At 70.0% G+C, this 15,160-nt stretch carries 13 protein-coding genes and 3 pseudogenes; 9 read left to right on the top strand and 7 right to left on the bottom strand.

Going from position 1 to position 15,160, the window contains the following annotated elements; all coding sequences use genetic code 11:
- Positions 1-238: 238 nt before the first annotated feature.
- Together ACFXAE_RS24640 and ACFXAE_RS24635 are read right to left on the bottom strand one after the other, a co-directional pair.
- The gene (locus tag ACFXAE_RS24640; protein ID WP_384718491.1) at positions 239-688 is read right to left on the bottom strand and encodes a DUF3618 domain-containing protein; all 450 of its coding nucleotides are present in this window, start codon (positions 686-688) and stop codon (positions 239-241) included.
- On the bottom strand, positions 685-1,113 hold the full coding sequence (locus ACFXAE_RS24635; RefSeq protein WP_384718489.1) for a phage holin family protein: 429 nt from the start codon (positions 1,111-1,113) through the stop codon (positions 685-687). Before ACFXAE_RS24635 ends, ACFXAE_RS24640 begins: the two co-directional genes overlap by 4 nt.
- Positions 1,114-1,345: 232 nt before the next feature.
- Between ACFXAE_RS24635 and ACFXAE_RS24630 the strand changes: the two are divergent.
- Positions 1,346-1,666, top strand: a pseudogene (locus tag ACFXAE_RS24630) (transcriptional regulator); the annotation flags it as partial.
- A 12-nt stretch (positions 1,667-1,678) separates the two neighbouring features.
- A complete protein-coding gene (tpg, locus tag ACFXAE_RS24625) occupies positions 1,679-2,236 on the top strand; it encodes a telomere-protecting terminal protein Tpg (protein WP_384718487.1) in 558 nt (185 codons plus the stop codon).
- Positions 2,237-2,651: 415 nt separating this feature from the next.
- Here tpg and ACFXAE_RS24620 read toward each other — a convergent pair.
- Positions 2,652-3,616, bottom strand: a pseudogene (locus tag ACFXAE_RS24620) (transposase); the annotation flags it as partial.
- A 45-nt stretch (positions 3,617-3,661) separates the two neighbouring features.
- Here ACFXAE_RS24620 and ACFXAE_RS24615 point away from each other — a divergent pair.
- Entirely contained in the window at positions 3,662-4,204 is a 543-nt protein-coding gene (locus tag ACFXAE_RS24615) for a DapH/DapD/GlmU-related protein (RefSeq protein WP_384718485.1), read from the top strand.
- A gap of 312 nt (positions 4,205-4,516) precedes the next feature.
- Here the strand turns inward: ACFXAE_RS24615 and ACFXAE_RS24610 are convergent, their stop codons facing one another.
- Positions 4,517-5,011, bottom strand: coding sequence for a PaaI family thioesterase (locus ACFXAE_RS24610; RefSeq protein WP_384718483.1), 495 nt, complete (start codon positions 5,009-5,011; stop codon positions 4,517-4,519).
- A gap of 105 nt (positions 5,012-5,116) precedes the next feature.
- Between ACFXAE_RS24610 and ACFXAE_RS24605 the strand changes: the two genes are divergently transcribed.
- The 4 genes and pseudogenes from ACFXAE_RS24605 (at position 5,117) to ACFXAE_RS24590 (ending at position 8,078) form a co-directional block, all read left to right on the top strand.
- Positions 5,117-5,584, top strand: a complete 468-nt coding sequence (locus tag ACFXAE_RS24605) for a winged helix-turn-helix transcriptional regulator (protein ID WP_384718481.1) — start codon at positions 5,117-5,119, stop codon at positions 5,582-5,584.
- 100 nt (positions 5,585-5,684) lie between these two features.
- Positions 5,685-6,023, top strand: a pseudogene (locus ACFXAE_RS24600) (transposase family protein); the annotation flags it as partial.
- 101 nt (positions 6,024-6,124) lie between these two features.
- Positions 6,125-6,286 carry a DUF6192 family protein gene (locus ACFXAE_RS24595; RefSeq protein ID WP_384718499.1) on the top strand — a complete coding sequence of 54 codons (162 nt, stop codon included), beginning with the start codon at positions 6,125-6,127 and terminating at the stop codon, positions 6,284-6,286.
- A gap of 181 nt (positions 6,287-6,467) precedes the next feature.
- Positions 6,468-8,078 (top strand): hypothetical protein, encoded by a 1,611-nt coding sequence (locus ACFXAE_RS24590; protein ID WP_384718501.1) that lies wholly within the window; start codon positions 6,468-6,470, stop codon positions 8,076-8,078.
- Between the two features lie 327 nt (positions 8,079-8,405).
- On the opposite strand, the gene ACFXAE_RS24585 is transcribed toward ACFXAE_RS24590, so the two are convergent.
- From ACFXAE_RS24585 to ACFXAE_RS24575, 3 genes are all read right to left on the bottom strand, one after another.
- Complete coding sequence (locus tag ACFXAE_RS24585) at positions 8,406-8,636, bottom strand: hypothetical protein (protein ID WP_384718479.1); 231 nt, start codon at positions 8,634-8,636, stop codon at positions 8,406-8,408.
- A 498-nt stretch (positions 8,637-9,134) separates the two neighbouring features.
- Positions 9,135-10,538 carry a cytochrome P450 gene (locus ACFXAE_RS24580; protein ID WP_384718477.1) on the bottom strand — a complete coding sequence of 468 codons (1,404 nt, stop codon included), beginning with the start codon at positions 10,536-10,538 and terminating at the stop codon, positions 9,135-9,137.
- A gap of 244 nt (positions 10,539-10,782) precedes the next feature.
- Entirely contained in the window at positions 10,783-12,138 is a 1,356-nt protein-coding gene (locus ACFXAE_RS24575) for a tol-pal system YbgF family protein (RefSeq protein ID WP_384718475.1), read from the bottom strand.
- A 615-nt stretch (positions 12,139-12,753) separates the two neighbouring features.
- Here ACFXAE_RS24575 and ACFXAE_RS24570 point away from each other — a divergent pair.
- Complete coding sequence (locus tag ACFXAE_RS24570) at positions 12,754-13,854, top strand: polyprenyl synthetase family protein (protein WP_384718473.1); 1,101 nt, start codon at positions 12,754-12,756, stop codon at positions 13,852-13,854.
- Positions 13,851-14,912 (top strand): polyprenyl synthetase family protein, encoded by a 1,062-nt coding sequence (locus ACFXAE_RS24565; protein ID WP_384718471.1) that lies wholly within the window; start codon positions 13,851-13,853, stop codon positions 14,910-14,912. The genes ACFXAE_RS24570 and ACFXAE_RS24565 overlap by 4 nt, the downstream gene beginning before the upstream one ends.
- Positions 14,913-15,160: the final 248 nt, after the last annotated feature.

Genomic DNA, 15,160 nt, shown 5'->3' with positions numbered 1-15,160 from the left:
GGGGGGCGCGGGGGGGGGGGGGGGGCGCCCCGGCGGGTCCCCTGCCCGGCCCGCCCCCCCCGCCCCTCGTGCCCATCAGCCGGGCCGGGTTCCGGTCAGGCGGTGACGCCCGGGGCGCCCTCATCGTGACCGAACGTCTTTCACGTCTGCTGGAACAGCGCTCCCGTGGCCGTGCCGCTGACGGCACCGAGCGCCGGACCGACCGGCTTGTCGACGATTCTCGATGCCTACGCCCGGCTCACGCCTTCCGGCGCCGGCACACCAGCCACACCGCGACCGCTGCACTCGCTGCCGTCAGCAGCGTCTTGCGGTTGTCGCGCGCCAGTTGTGCCCCTTGGGTGGTCTTCTGCCGCACCGGCTCGGGCGCCTTGTCCTGCCACATCCGACCGGCCTGGGACGCCTTCGTCCGAGCCTGCTCGGCAGCCTGGGCGGCCTTGTCCTTGACCGGATCGGGCAGCCTCTCCTGCGCCTGGTGGACCAGGTCGACAGCCTTCTCCCTCAGCTCACCGGCCTTCGCCGCAGCCTGCTCCCTGACCTCGGTGGCCTTCTCCTGGGCGCGCGCCTTGACGTCGGCCTTCGCCGCGAGCACTTCGACTGTCTTCCCGAGCTCGGTACGGGTCCGCTCGACCTGCTCGCGCAGCTCCTGAGGACTGGAGGCGGTGGGCTCGTCGTGGGGCGGCTGGGTCATCGGTGCGCACTCTCCTTGATCTCGGCCACGTCGGCCTTCACGTTCTCGACCGTCTGCTCGGGCGTGGGCGGAGCGGCCCGGTCGACCTGCTTCTTTCCACTCATGGCCATCACCGCGGCGATCACACCCAGCACCGCTGTGACGATCAGCCCAGCTGCCCACACCGGCAGCGCCACCGCCAGTGCGGCGATCACGCTGGCGACCAGTGCCTGCGCCATGAGGAAACCGACGACGCCGGCGCCGCCGAACAGACCACCGCCCTTGCCGTAGCGCTTGCCCTTTTGCTTCATCTCCGCCTGGGCCAGGCGCAGTTCGCCACGCACCAGCTCGGTCAGCTGCTGCGAGGCCCGCTGCACCAGCTCGCTCACCGGCTCCTGGCCGGAGCGGCCGGTGTCCGGGACGGATCCCGCACGGTGTGGCGGCATGCTCGACACGAAGGTGATCCCCCTCTCTCTGAGTTCCTGCAGGCCGGGCTCAGTCAGGCGCCCGGCCCTGTCCGATGAGGGCGCGAGTACCCCGGCCAGGCGAGTTCACGGCGGGTGATGCGGCCGGTATTGCACGCACTGCGCCGGCGGGTGCCACGGCGGCGGTGTGCCGGGAGGGAAGGAGGCAGAGGAGGCGGGGCGGTCGTCGGCCTTGTCGTGAGGAGACCACGCCATCTCCCGCACCCGGATCAACCTGCACCGCAAAATCGTCAAGCATGCGGCGTTCACCGGGCAGTACCCGGTCGCCGTCCTCTCCGACTGCGTCGTCTACGCGGCGGGCGGACCCTCTCCGCTGGACTTCCTGCCCTACCGCGACGGCAAGCCGCTGCCCGGCGGTTTCAAGCTCGGTGTCAACCCGGGCCTGGTCAAGCACGAGGGCACCCAGACCGTCCTGTGGGGCGAGGAGGTCCGTGACCGGTTCGACGCACCGGAGCTCAACCTCGCCCGGTACATCAAGGACGGCACCGTCACCGACGTCGACAACGGAGAGTAGGAGAAGGCGACGATGAGCCTGTTCGGGGACGGCCTGGACGCCGCGGTGCAGAATGCGTTCACCCGCCCGGCGCCCAAGAGCGCGCCCGCGCAGATGCGGTACCTGGTCAAACAGCTCAAGGGCACCCGCGCGGTCGCCCAGATGCTGCGGATCTCCCAGCGCACCGTCGAGCGGTACGTGAAGGACCAGATCAAAAAGCCCCGCCCGGACCTCGCCGCCCGCCTGGAACGCGAGGTGAAAAAGCGGTGGCAGCCGCAGATCCGCGCCAAGGCCCGCCAGAAGGCCGCGACCACCGGCGGCATCGTCATCGACACCCGCGCCCGCCTCGGCTACACCGCCCCCATCGGGTCGACGGACGAGTCCCGCATCCGGCACCTGACCGTCGCCCTGTCCCCGCAGCACGCCGCCCGCCTCTTCGACGCCCAGGAAGCCGGCGCCGGCGACCAGCAGCTCCAGCAGATCGCCGCCGAAGGACTCAAGGAGATGTACTTCCAGGACAGCGGCCGCCGCGCCGGTTCCCTGGAAGAGGTCCGGTTCACGGACATCGAGCACCTCGAGTTCGACCTGTAGCAGCACATTCTTCGGCCTTTCGGCCGCGTCCGCCGTGGGTGTCCCTCGTGGGCATTCAGCGCTGTGCTTGGCCGGTCCGGGTACCGCCGGTACCGCCGTATGCAGTCCTGACCGGTTTCCGGCTGCGGCCTCAAGGCGGAGCCGGTCCCAGTGGATCAGTTCTGCCGCGTCGTCCACCTCCGGCCCGGTCGCCACGGCCTGCCGGGCCGCATCGAGGTCCCGGGGCGGGCCGGCAGGAGTGCGGTAGGCGGCCACGGTGTGGGCGACGTCGGTGATCCGGGTGGTCATCTCCTGGACGAGGGGATCGGCCCACGGCAGGGGCCTGCCCCCGAACGGCCTGCCGCGCACCAGTGGGAGGGCCTTCTCCGGATCCGTCAGTCCCGCGGATCCCGGATGATCGATTCCAAGTCAGTGGATCATAGGCGGTCAGTGAGCGTAGGACGGGCTGCCCGGTGTGGTCGTTGTGCCAGATCGCGGCGGTCGGCGCGGGGATGCGCTGCATGACGCGGGCGATCACGCCGCCTGATGCGCGGCCTCGGTGCTGTTTGAGGTCGAGTTGACCCTTGAAGGTCTTGTCGACCGACTCGATGACCTGCCGCAGTGGTTTGAACAGCGGGGCGCCGGGCCGTTCCGGCCCGCTCTTGCGGGCCGGCCGCAGCAACCGCATGTCCAGTTCGGCAAGCTGCTCTTCGAAGGCGCGGCCGAAGTGGTTCCTGTCGCCGGTCGGCGTCTGTCCAGGGCGGGCGGAATCCAGGCCCGGTCGGCGGCGAGCAGGTCCAGCAGTGCTTCGCGTTCGTCGGCCTTGGCGCCGGTCAGGGCGAATGCGACGGGCAGGCCCTGGAGGGTGCACACCAGGTGCGGACGCATGCCCCGGAAGAAGCGGCTGTGACGGGCGCAGTGCCCGTACTCGGCCCATCCAGCCAGGTCGGAGCGTTTGACGGTCTCGCGGGAGCGGCCGCATTCCACCGGGGTGGAGTCCACGATCCACACGTCGTCGCTCCATACCGAGGTGTCGGCGGCCGGCAGCCGGGTGACCTGCCGCAGCAGCGCGGCGGCCTTGCGCGGGCGCTTGTTGCAGCCGGGCTGCTGGGGCAGGTACGGAAAGAGGTGCCGCAGGTGACCGCGGGCGTGGCGGAGCCACCTGGCCCGGGAGGTGAAGCCGAGCATCGCCTGCATCATTGCCGGCGTGACGAGTTCGGCGTCGGCGAGCTGCGGGGCGGTCCCGACGGCCGCACCCCATGGCGCCGGATGCGGAGACGCCTTCAGCAGGTCCTCGGTCTTCACATAGGGTGCCGTCGCAAGGGTGTCCAGGTTGTTCGTCGCACAACGACCTTGGACGCCCTCGTTTTCGTCTCCGTCGCCCCCCTGGACTTTGATCATCCGGTGAGTCTTGTCCCGCCACCGGTGCACAGAAAGGATCGTGGCATGTCCAGCGACCGTCTCATGCGCATCCGCAGCGCCGAGTTCCAGGCCATGGCCGAGAGGGTCCTGCGGGTCACCGAGCTCACCTCCCGCCTGAACGCCCTGCCTTTCGAAGACGAAGCGGGCAAGGCAGGACTGTTCGAGCAGATCCTTGGCAAGCCACTGCCGCCGGGAGTCACGGTCTATCCGCCCTTCTACACGGACCATGGCCTGAACCTCGACCTCTCCGAGCGCGTCTTCATCAACCAGAACTGCACGTTCCTGGACTATGCCGGTATCCGGCTCGGCGAACGCGTGATGATCGGACCGAAGGTCACGTTCATCACCAGCGGCCACCCGGTTGATCCCGAGGAGCGGCGGCTGTACCTCACCGGCGCACCCATCGACGTGGCGGAGAACGTGTGGATCGGCGCCGGGGCCACGATCCTGCCCGGCGTCAGCATTGGCCGTGACGCCGTGGTTGCCGCTGGCGCGGTCGTGGCCGATGACGTTCCGCCGGCAAGCTTGGTGACCGGCGGCAAGGCAACCGTGCGCCGAAAGTGGTGACGGCCTCGTCGGGGCCACGCCGAGCCCGACTGCGGGCAGCCATGACCACAACGGCCGTGTCAGCGTTTGCAGTAGCCGCGCAGGTCGTCTGTCACGGTGGCGAACTGCTTCTGGGTCTGCTTCTCCGGATCGCCGGTCGTACCGGGCGCCGGCCCGGGCATGCTCATCGTGATGCAGTACCGGTCTACGGCGCCTGTGGCCCGGTGTCCGGGACCCTCCATCCGAGTGAAGGACGAGCGGAACCCTTCACCGTCGGCATAGCCGCGATACAGGGTGGGCTTGGGGCGCTGATCGGAGCCGGAGGTGGACCGGTCAGGCGCTGGGGAGCGGGAACAGCATGCAGGTACTCGTGGCATGGGCGAGTACACGGTCCGTCGCATCCATCAACTGGGCCTGGGCCAGGGCGGTTTGACGGCCGCTGCTGATCACCGTGCCGATGGCGCGTACCGTGCCGGTGTCCACGGTGATCCGGCGCAGGAACTTCACGGTCAGATCGAGTGACGTGTAGGCCGTGCCCGGCGGCAGTGTCGACTGAACGGCGCAGCCGGCCGCCGAGTCGAGCAGCGTCGCGTAGATCCCGCCGTGCACGCTGCCGATGGGGTTGTAGTGCTGCTCACCGGGGACGAGGGAGAACACCGCGCGCCCTTTCTCCACCTCGTCGAGCGTGAAGCCGACTGTGGCGCCCACGGGCGCGCCGGGCAGTTTTCCTGCCTGCAGGTCGCGGAGGAAGTCCAGGCCGGAGCCCTGTCCCGCGGCGGCCGCGGTGAGCGCGGGGTCCTCCCACTCGTACGTGCGTGTGCGTCCCACAGCCCCGCTCCTCCCGGTCCGGCTCCGCCATCTGGCTTCGAATAACGAAGCTATCTTCGTGCCATCTGGCTGTCAATCATGAAGTCAGGCTTCTACGATGGTGGCATGGAGTGGCTTGAGACGAGCACGGAGAACTGCCCGGTCCAGCTCACGCTCGACGTGGTCGGGGAGAAGTGGACGCTGCTGATCCTGCGCGACGCCTGCAACGGGGTGCGCCGGTTCGACGAGTTCCGCCGCCACATCGGCCTGTCCGAGGCCGTCCTCAGCGACCGCCTGCGGAAGTTGACCGCGGCAGGCATCCTCAGGGCCGTGCCGTACCAGGAGCCTGGCAGCCGTTCCCGCAACGAGTACCGGGTGACCCGCAAGGGCTGGGATCTGTGGCCGGTGCTTGTGGCGCTGAAGCAGTGGGGCGAGGCCCACACGGACGCGGGTCCTGAGCCGGTCCTCGACCTGCGGCATGCGGAGTGCGGGGCGCCGGTCCGGGTGACGGTCGGCTGCGAGCGGGGACACGGGGCCCTCACACCCGCCGAGGTCACCGCGCGGCCGGGCCCGGCGGCCCGGCCGCTGCCCTGAGGGTCGGATAGGGCAGTCGGTGTGACCCGCGGCACCGCCACCGTAGGATCGTGGCCCGGTCCGGCTCGTTTAACGGGGCGTCGACGTGTCCGGTTCTGCCCTGCGCTTCCTGTCCGCCGAGCTCCGTCAGCGCCGCCAGGAGCCCGGTACCCGCTGGCGGCGCCTGAGTGCCGGCCGTCAGGTCCCGCTCACTCTTGTCCATCTCCGCAACGGCCACCCGTGTGCCCAGCTCGCGGCCGGGTTCGGCATCGGGACCACGACCGCGTACCGGTACATCACCGAGGCCGTCGAGGTTCTGGCCGCTCTCGGGCCGACCCTTGCGGAGGCGGTCCGGACAGCATCGTCGAAGGCGTATCTGCCGCTGGACGGGATCCTGCTGCCGATCGACAGGATCGCCGCGGACCGGCCCTATTACTCGGGGGAGCACGAGAGACGTGGGCATCTGCCGGTCGGGGAGCCCGAGTTGCGGGTGGTGGAGCCCTTCGCGCTGTTCGCCGCCCGGCTGGGGCTGTCCTTTCACGCGGTGCGCACACAGCGGGGGTGGCCGCGCGGTGGCCGGCCGGGCACCGGCAGGCCGGTGTGTCCTACGAGGTGCACAGAATCCTCGCGTCGCATCCGGACCGGTTCGAGCCGGTCCGCACGCCACCGCTCAACGAGCGCACGGGGCTGCGCCAGTGGACGGGTGAGGCGGCGAAGGGGTGATGGGCTGGAAGAGCGAGGAGGCGCCGGTCACCGGGGTGGAGAAGGCGGAGGCCGTCCGGGAGCCGGCCGAAGGCGACGAGGCGGTGACCACGGAGGCATATGCGGCTGGTTGTCCGTACAACCATTCGTCTGCCCCACGGGTCGAACGCGCGACACAATGGCAATACTCGATGGGGGAGCTTTGAAGAAGTTCACGGCAGTGCTGGCCACGAGCCTGGTGGCCTCCTCTGCCACGTTGATCGCCGTGCCCGCTGCGCACGCGGGTGACGGCGACTCCCGCGGCCGTACGGAGACGGTGCAGGAGGGCGGCAAGATTTACGCCTCCTACGAGCACATGTCCTCCGGTTTCCGCCCGGAGGACGTCACGCTCAAGATCCACGAGAAGAACAAGTCCGAGGTCCTCGCCAGCGTCCGTCTCGAAGGCACCGACAAGTGCTCCGCCACGAGCGACTGCTACGAGAGTGTCTTCCGGTCCGAGCCGGTCACCCTGCCCGCCATGGGCTCCTATGTGATCGACGTCGTGGCCAGGGAAGGACAGTCGAACGAGGTCGTCCAGCATTCGACCGGCTACCTCAACTACGGTCTCAACCCCAAGCTGACCATCAGCAGCAACCACCCGTGGGTCTCCTACGACAACCCCACCATCAAGGTGTCCGGATCCCTGGTGGCCGAGGACCCGAACACCCACGAGGTCAAGCCGTTCACCGGGGTGGGCATCTACTACCGCGCCCGGGACACCCACGGCGAGGGGTGGGTGTGGACGAACGATGCGGGGCGCTTCACCACCACCGAGTACTACAACGAGTACAGCCCCGCCACCACCACCAAGTTCGAGTACATGTTCGACGAGCAGTACGAGTCGCTGAGCCTGCCCTTCCGTAAGCAGGAACTGAAGCTCAAGGTGGACACCCCCACGGGCACGGTCACCGCCCCGTACGGCAGTGAGATCCCCATCCGGGGCAAGCTCACCCGTATCGCGGACGACGGCACCGAGAAGCCCGTCGCCAAGGAGGTGCGGATCGGCACCGGCTCCAGCACCGACACCATCGCGGCGAGCGGCCAGGACGGCGTCCTGGCCACGGGGTACACCGTCAAGCAGAGCGGGCAGGTGAGTGTCCGGCCGACCGAGTCGAACTGGTTCACCGCGCCGGCCCCGCACTCCTTCACGGTGGCCAGGCCCTCCCGGACGAGCAAGCTGTCGAACGTCGAGGGCAAGGTGGACAAGTACCGCAAGGTCACCTTCACCGGCAAGCTCGGCGTCACGGAGGGCTCGTACCCGGCGGGCACCAAGGCGAAGATCTCCATCGACTACCGCCCCACGGGCGGGTCCTGGACGAGCACGGGCACCTTCGACGCCGCGTACGGCGCCTCCTTCAAGGCGTCCTCGTCGAAAAAGGCGGACTCGGGCGCCGAGTGGCGGCTCCGCATCGTCAACGCGGGCGTGGACAGTGCCGGCGTCAAGCTGGGGCGCAAGTACACGAAGGTCTGGAACGACGGTGTCTCGCCCGAAGGCGTGCGCAAGGGCTCGACACTCACCGCCAAGGGCGGCCTGATGCAGAAGTCGGGCTCCACCTGGCGGCCGTACGCCGGGCAGAAGATCCGCGTCTGGTTCAAGGCCAAGGCGGCCGGTTCCGCGTGGAAGGAGCTGGGCAGCACCAAGACGCTGAGTGACGGCACGTTCAGCAAGAAGTTCACCGCGAAGCAGGACGGCACCTGGCAGATGCGGTACACGGACACGGTCTCGACCCACTACGCGGACTACGGGACCGAGGACTACGTCGACGTCCGCTAGCAAGCGGCAACCGCGTACGAGGCGGCCTCCCGGAACCCATCCGGCGGGGCCGCCTTCGCTTGCGGTGGTGACCGTGTGTCACGTTCGCCCAGGCTTTGATGGTGCAGCTCACAGAAGGGCGTTGTCGCCGTGCCCAGGGACGAGAACCCGGCTTGAAGGCCCCGCACGCCCTCTGGCCTGCGCGGCTTGCCGTCGGTAACCGCTGTCGCCATGCGTTACCGCCGAATGTGAGCCAGAGTCGTTCACTTGACGGACCCTACGTCTCGGGCCGGTCACCTTCACGGCGATCGAAGCGTTCTCGGGCGCACGGTTCGTCGGGGGTGCTGATCATTGGGGTTCTGCGGGGGAGGACTCGTGCTCCTCGTCCTCGTCCGTGTCCTCGTCAGGGCGCCACGGCAGCCAGGTGAAGGGATCATCGGTGGCGAGCGGTCCGGCCGGGTCGCGCCCGGACGTGATGCGGTGTGGGGGAACGACGATTATTTGCGGCACTGCGAAATCATCGGTGATTTTCTGCGCGACCTGTTCGGGCCTCTTGAGCAAAGGCGAGGCACCGCCCATTTCTGTCTCCCGTCGAAGTCCGGACGAAGGTATGCGCCGCATATTTCGGTGGGTTTACTTCACGCCACCTCGCCGTGCCGGATTCGGCTCGATAGGCCATTTGGAATGACAATGAACAGGCTAAGGCATTCTCAAGGTCGAGGCAAGTGATAGCTGCAGCAGGAGAATGTTTGACCAGAATCGGTCGAGTTCCAGTGCCCGCTGTCGGGCATCTTTCCGTTCATTGCCCGCAGGTTGAAGACGCAGGACATTCGCCGGTTTGTGGCGCTGTCTGTTCGGACGGTCGCTCCTCCCCGGGGTGCCGGGGTGCCCGTATGGGGTGATGTGGCGGACCGGTTCATGTCCGTTTCGGCTTCCTGGCGGGTCACCGACGGCGATATCCACTCCGCCTGGTGTCGAGGGTGCAGTGCGGGAGCCGCGGGCGGTGTCCGCACGGTGGACGTCCGTCATCGATCGCCGGCTCCGGTGTCCCACGGGCCTCGGCGGGCCTGGCCGGGCTCAGCGGGACCGGGAAAGCGTACCCGTCGTAACGCGGCCGACCGGGGACAGACTGCAGTTCACGGCCCGCGCCGCCCGGATGGTGACACCCACCTCCAGTGGAACGTGCGTCGGTGCCTCGGTGAAGCGGTACCGCTGAAGCAGCGTCGCCACGGCGAGTTTCATCTGCAGCATGGCGAAGTGGTTGCCGATGCAGGAGCGCGGGCCGCCGCCGAGCGGGAACCACGCGTAGCGCGGCCTGGTGCTCTCCTCCTCCGGGTGGAAGCGGCCGGGGGCGAACCGCTCGGGGTCCGGCCAGTAGGAGGGATGGCGGTGCGTCACCCAGGGCGACACGTACACGTAGGCGCCGGCCGGTATTGCGTACCCGTCGACGACCGTCGACCGCACCGCCCGGCGGATGAGGACCGGTGCCGCCGGATAGAGGCGCATGGCCTCTTTGAGCACCCGCTCCACGGAGGGCAGGGCGTCCAGGTCGGCCGGGGCGGGCCGGCGTCCGCCGAGGACGGAGCGCACCTCGTCGCGGACGGAGTCCTGGACGTCCTGGTGCTGCGCCAGCAGGTACATGGTGAACGTGAGTGACGTGGCCGTTGTGTCCGAACCTGCCAGCAGGAAGACCAGTACCTGGTCGCGCAGCTCCTCGTCGGTGAGCGGAGTGTCCTCCTCGCTGCGCGCATTGATGAGCAGGGTCAGCAGATCAGTCCCCGCCGCGTTGCCCGGGGTGCCGCTGCGCCGGCGCTGTTCGATCAGGCGGTCACACAGCGCGTGCAGTTCCCCCTGAGCCGCACGTGCCCGGCGGTTGGCGGGTGTGGGGCAGGACCGGGGCAGGTTCACGGGCATGAGGCCGCGCCGGAGGGTGTACGTGCTGAGGACGGGCATGCAGCGCCGCACCACCTCCGCCGCCTGCTCGGCATCCGAGCCGAACAGGATGCGGGTGATCGTCCTTACGGTGAGCCGGCTCATGTCCTCGTTCAGATCGGGCCGCCCGCCGCGGTCGGCCTCCCATTCGGCGCACAGGACGTCGGCCTCGTCGCACACGGCCGTGGCGTATTCCGCCACCCGCTTCTTGGTGAACAGTGGGGAGAGAAGTCGCCGTTGCCTGATGTGGTCGTCGTCGAGGCTGCTGAGCAGGCCGTTCCCGAAGGTCTGCCGCATCTCCTGCGAGAAACGGTCGTCCTTGCGGAAGTTGGCCGACTGACCCGCCAGCACCTGTTGGGCGCCGGCTGCCGAGAAGACGAAGTGGATCGTCGTACGCAGCCCGGGTGGCCCGGACACGAACCGCACCACGTCACCGTGCTCCCCGCGGGCTCGCTCGTATGTGCCCAACGGGTCTCGCCGCAGGTCCAGCAGAGAGCCCAGAAGGGGCAGTCCGTCGACAGTGGGCACCTCGGCCGGGTTCGTCTCCATCCCTGGCATCCCTTTCCGTGGTTCGGCGTGGCAGGAGGCGACCGGTCCGGCCCCGCGGGGCATCGGCCCGTCGATCTCTCCTTCCATCCATTGCATGCCGGACCGCTCGCCGTCCGACAGGGGTGCCCGGCTCGTAGGTGTCCTCCGCGGCTCACGCTTGTGACCTTGTGTGCCGTGGTGCGGTCAGGACAGATGGCGACGGTGCCGCAAGTACCCTTCCGTCACCGGGTCGTTGGAGCGCCGTTCACACCGCGAGGCACTCCGGGGAGCTCTGGTAGGCGGTGTAGCCGCTCAAGCGGCCGAGGGTCGACCGTACCGACGGCCGCCGTCCGTAGGGCAGCAGCCGTGTGCGCAGATCCTCGAGCCGGTCGGCGGTGCGCGGGCAGCGGATCCGCCCGTAGTGGTCGAGCAGCTGGTCGGTGACGGCACAGGCCCGGTCCAGCCGTCCCTCCAGCAGATGGATCTCCCCGAGCCTGGCGAGCGTCAGCGCGCGGGCGCGGTGTGCGCGCGGCGGCCGGTGCCGCAGGGACGCGGCGAGCGCCTGAGCGGCCCGGCCGTAGTCGCCGAGGCTTTGGTGCACATGGCCCCGCTGGTAGTGCAGGGCGGCCACGGGATAGCCGCTGAAGGGGGAGCAGGGGTCGTCCTGTCCGCCGTGCAGCGTCATCGCGTCCGAGAGCTCCGAGAGCGACCGGCGTTCCTCCCCTGCCGTCGCGTGCACCACGGCGAGATGACTCATCAGGTACGCCCGGATGGGCGGCGGAGCGTCCTCGGGCGCGGCCGACCACGCCGAACCGGCGAGCACCGTGTCCCGATGCCCGAGCTGACCCGACAGCGCACTTGTCGCCCGCAGGGTGACGGCGTACTGCGTGCGGTCCCCGGCCTCGATCGCCAGCTGCGCGGCCACGTGGAAATACTGCTGGGCCACCCCGCTCTGACGGCAGTCCGCGCACATACGGGCCAGCAGGTGGGTCAGCCGGGACAGCTTTCCGAGGAGCAGCGAGTGGGTCCGCCGGTCGGTTCGGGCAGCGAGGAAGGCGGCGCCGTCCGTGGCCAGATAGGTGGCCAGCGCGGTGCGGCCGTGGGCGCCGCCGTAGGTGTCGATGGTCTCCGCGTAGTGCGTGATGGTGTGCGTCAAGGCTTCCAGATCGCCCGGTCCCAGTCGCCAGTCGCCCACGGTGGAACGTGGCTCGATCTCGGCCCAGGCCGGAGGGGTGCTGCCCAGCCGAAAGGGAAGGGCGCGAAACGTCGCCCGGGTCTCCGAACCGGTGTCGGCCGTGGTCAGCATCGCCAGTGCCTCCCGGCCCCTGCCGCCGGTCGCGCGTAATGCGTCCGCCGGTTCGTCCGGCACCTGCGCCAGTCCGGTCTCCTGGACGCTGATGTGCCTGCCGAGCCGCCGGGTCAGGATCTCGGCCACCAGCACGGGCACCGGGGCAGGGGGGCGGGAGCCGGCCAGCCAGCCGGCCACCGCCTTGCGGTTGTACCGGAGCACCCGCTTGTTCTCCGCGGCGGCGAGATTGACGGCCCGGGCAAGAGCCTCGCCCGACAATCCCGCCTCCCCTATGAGCCGCTTCAGCTGATGATTCGGATGGCTGCGTGCCACGAAAACTCCTCAAGCGCATTTTGGTGACAGAAACGGAAATCCGTCGTGACGGTTTTATGCCGGTGGCTGCCGTCGCGCTGTGACCGCCTGCCGGTCCTGTCTCGCGATCAAGACTCACTCATCGTCTGACCGCGTCGGCCGAATGCGTAACGGGTTGTTTCCGGCCACTTCCCGTATGTGACGGAGTCGTCGGAGCGGTGACGGGCAATACGTTCGGTCACGAGTTCACAACTTCACAAGGAGGCGACCCGTGGGACACCGAGACGTCGGGAATCCCTTGGAATCGTGTGGGATCCGCTGCTTGACTTCAGGTGTCGGCAGATCAGTGAATTCGGTTCCCGAATTGCGCGCCGTTTCTCGGTCGGGATCGCGCGGTGCGCCTCTCGGACCACCGGCACGGACAAGCACAGAGAAGAACGCGGCGCCCGCGAGGACCGGGTGCGCCGCCGGCACCGGAGCCGGGCCGAGCGCCTCGTGCGACCGCGCGAGCCGGTCCTGAGCGCGTCGGCGCCTGCGGTCACCGCACGACGCACCCCCTCGAAGATCGGCCCGGCGAGTCCGCGGGCCTCGCGGCGCACCGTCATGACCCGACCAGTGGGAGTGGAGACGACGTCCATGAACCAGACAGAGGTCCTCAGCGCCCCGGCTGTGGACACCGTCAGGAAGACGCTGGCCGAGTGCAGGGCCGCCACGCTTCCCGCCCTGCGCACCGTGGTGGAGGGCCTGCACCCCCGGCTGGCTCGCATCAGCGCCTATCACCTGGGCTGGTGCCGTCCCGACGGCACACCCGCCGACGGCCGCACCGGCAAGATGCTGCGCGCCGCTCTGGCCGTGCTCGCGGCGCGGGCGTTCGGCGGGAGCACCGCTTCCGCGGTGCCCGGGGCGGTCGCCGCCGAACTGGTGCACAACTTCTCCCTGTTGCACGACGACCTGATGGACGCCGACGAACTGCGGCGGGGCCGCCCCACCGCCTGGGTGGTCTTCGGGCGGGGGCCCGCCGTACTGGCGGGCGACGCGTTGTTGATCCAGGCGCTGCGGGTCGTCACCGAAGTCCGGGGAACCGCAGGGCAGCCGGCGGCCGGGGCGATGACATCGGCGGTGGACGCCATCATCCAGGGACAGGCCGCCGACCTGGAACTGGACGGTTGCCCGGTGGACGAAGTGGACACCGACGACTATCTGGCCGCGTGCGCCAAGACCAGCGGTCTCCTCGGCGGCTGTCTCGAAGTGGGCGCGGTTCTCGCTCACGCCCCCGCGACGGCGGCCCGCATGCTCCGATCCGCCGCCTGGGACCTGGGCGTGGCGTGGCAGATCGCCGACGACATCGAGAATCTGTGGGGTGATCCCGCCGCCAGCGGCAAGGACGCCTACGGCGACCTGCGCAGTGGCAAGAGGACCTACCCCGTCATTGCCGCGCTGCGCTCCGAAACCGCAGCCGGCTCCCGGCTGGCCGCCCGGCTGAGCGCCACCGAGACCCCCGCAGAGGCCGAACTGGCCGCTCTGGCCCGCCTCGTCGAGGAGGCGGGCGGGCGCGCGGCGGCCGAGCGGACCGCCCGCCACTACCTCGACCAGGCCCTGCACACGCTGAGCCGGGCGGGAGGAGAAGCCGGCCCTGTCGACACCCTGTCCGCCCTGTTCCGCCACGTGCTGGCCCGCCACGAACAGTGGACCACCCGGGTCCCGACCGCCCCCGCCCCGAAGGGAGCAGCCCTGTGAACGCGGCCGAGACCACAGACACGAGCACCCGCACCGCCCTCGCCGGTGACGCCGGTCCCGAGGCATGGCTCCACCACGCCAAGGAGGTGACCGACCCGCTGCTGCGGGAAGCGGTGGACTCCCTGCACCCGCAGGCGCGGATCGTCGTCGGCTACCACCTGGGATGGTGGGACGCGCACGGCCGGCCCGTCACCGACGGCTGGGGCAAGGCGGTACGCCCCGCTCTCGCCCTGCTCTCCGCACGGGCCCTCGGCGCCCCTCCCGGAACCGGCGCGCACTGCGCCGCGGCCGTGCAACTCGCGCACGACTCCTCGCTGGTGCACGACGACATCATCGACGGAGACGACACGCGCCGGCACCGGTCCGCCGCCTGGCGTGCCTTCGGCGTCGCCGACGCGCTGCTGGCCGGGGACGCCATGCTCGCCCTGGCGATCTCCCTGGCCCAGCACGACGGCCGGGGCGCATCGGCCGCCACGGCGCTGAACGAGGCCGTACAGCAGTTCATCGGCGGGCAGTTCGAGGACATCGGGTTCGAGGAACGGGCCGACGTCTCCCTCGCCGAGTGCACCACCATGGCAGCGCGGAAGACCGGCGCGCTCATGGGCGCCGCGTGCCGTCTGGGCGCCCTGGCCGGCGGGGCGGACAAGGGGCGGGCGGCGGAACTGGACGCCTTCGGACGCTCCCTCGGCCTGGCCTTCCAGCACGTGGACGACCTGCTCGGCATCTGGGGCGACCCCCGCGCGACGGGCAAACCGGCCGGCGCCGACCTTCACGCACGCAAGAAGAGCCTGCCTGTGGTGGCCGCCCTCGGCTCGGACGCTCCCGAGACCGCCGAGCTGGCCGAGCTCTACGCCCGCGACCCCGCCCTGGACGACGCCGACACCCTCCGGCGGGCCGCTTCTCTCGTCGAGCGCGCGGGAGGACGGCAGCGGACCAGCGACCTCGCGCGCCGACACCTGACCGAAGCGCTGGACCATCTCGACGCCACCCGCCTGCCCGCCGGCGACACCCGGCCGCTGCGCACGCTCGCCGCGTGGCTGGCCCTCCGGAATCACTGACACCGGTGCCCCGGTGCCCGGCCGCTTCGGCGGACCGCGCACCACCGCACCACCTCAGCCGGGCACACGCGGACGCGTACCACCGCACGGCCACTCGGCGGTGCGCACCGTGCGTCCCTCCGCCCGACAGGACCGGCCCCCGGTCGTCCACCCCGGTCGGGCCGACACCCCGACCGTTCTCCCAGTCCCTTGCCGCGCCCTTCGCGGGCCGGCGCCCCGCCCGGCCGACGGCCGGGAAAGGAGAGACA

It is taken from the genome of Streptomyces sp. NPDC059454, assembly GCF_042749965.1.
Taxonomy (GTDB): Bacteria; Actinomycetota; Actinomycetes; order Streptomycetales; family Streptomycetaceae; genus Streptomyces.
The sequence above is the reverse complement of the archived record's forward strand: the minus strand, read 5'-3'. Positions and strand labels throughout refer to the sequence as shown.

Coding starts and splice junctions, on each gene's coding strand:
- ACFXAE_RS24615 (WP_384718485.1), top strand. CDS start 3,662: ATGTCCAGCGACCGTCTCATGCGCATCCGCAGCGCCGAGTTCCAGGCC.
- ACFXAE_RS24580 (WP_384718477.1), bottom strand. CDS start 10,538: ATGGAGACGAACCCGGCCGAGGTGCCCACTGTCGACGGACTGCCCCTT.
- ACFXAE_RS24635 (WP_384718489.1), bottom strand. CDS start 1,113: ATGCCGCCACACCGTGCGGGATCCGTCCCGGACACCGGCCGCTCCGGC.
- ACFXAE_RS24570 (WP_384718473.1), top strand. CDS start 12,754: ATGAACCAGACAGAGGTCCTCAGCGCCCCGGCTGTGGACACCGTCAGG.
- tpg (WP_384718487.1), top strand. CDS start 1,679: ATGAGCCTGTTCGGGGACGGCCTGGACGCCGCGGTGCAGAATGCGTTC.
- ACFXAE_RS24585 (WP_384718479.1), bottom strand. CDS start 8,636: ATGGGCGGTGCCTCGCCTTTGCTCAAGAGGCCCGAACAGGTCGCGCAG.
- ACFXAE_RS24605 (WP_384718481.1), top strand. CDS start 5,117: ATGGAGTGGCTTGAGACGAGCACGGAGAACTGCCCGGTCCAGCTCACG.
- ACFXAE_RS24640 (WP_384718491.1), bottom strand. CDS start 688: ATGACCCAGCCGCCCCACGACGAGCCCACCGCCTCCAGTCCTCAGGAG.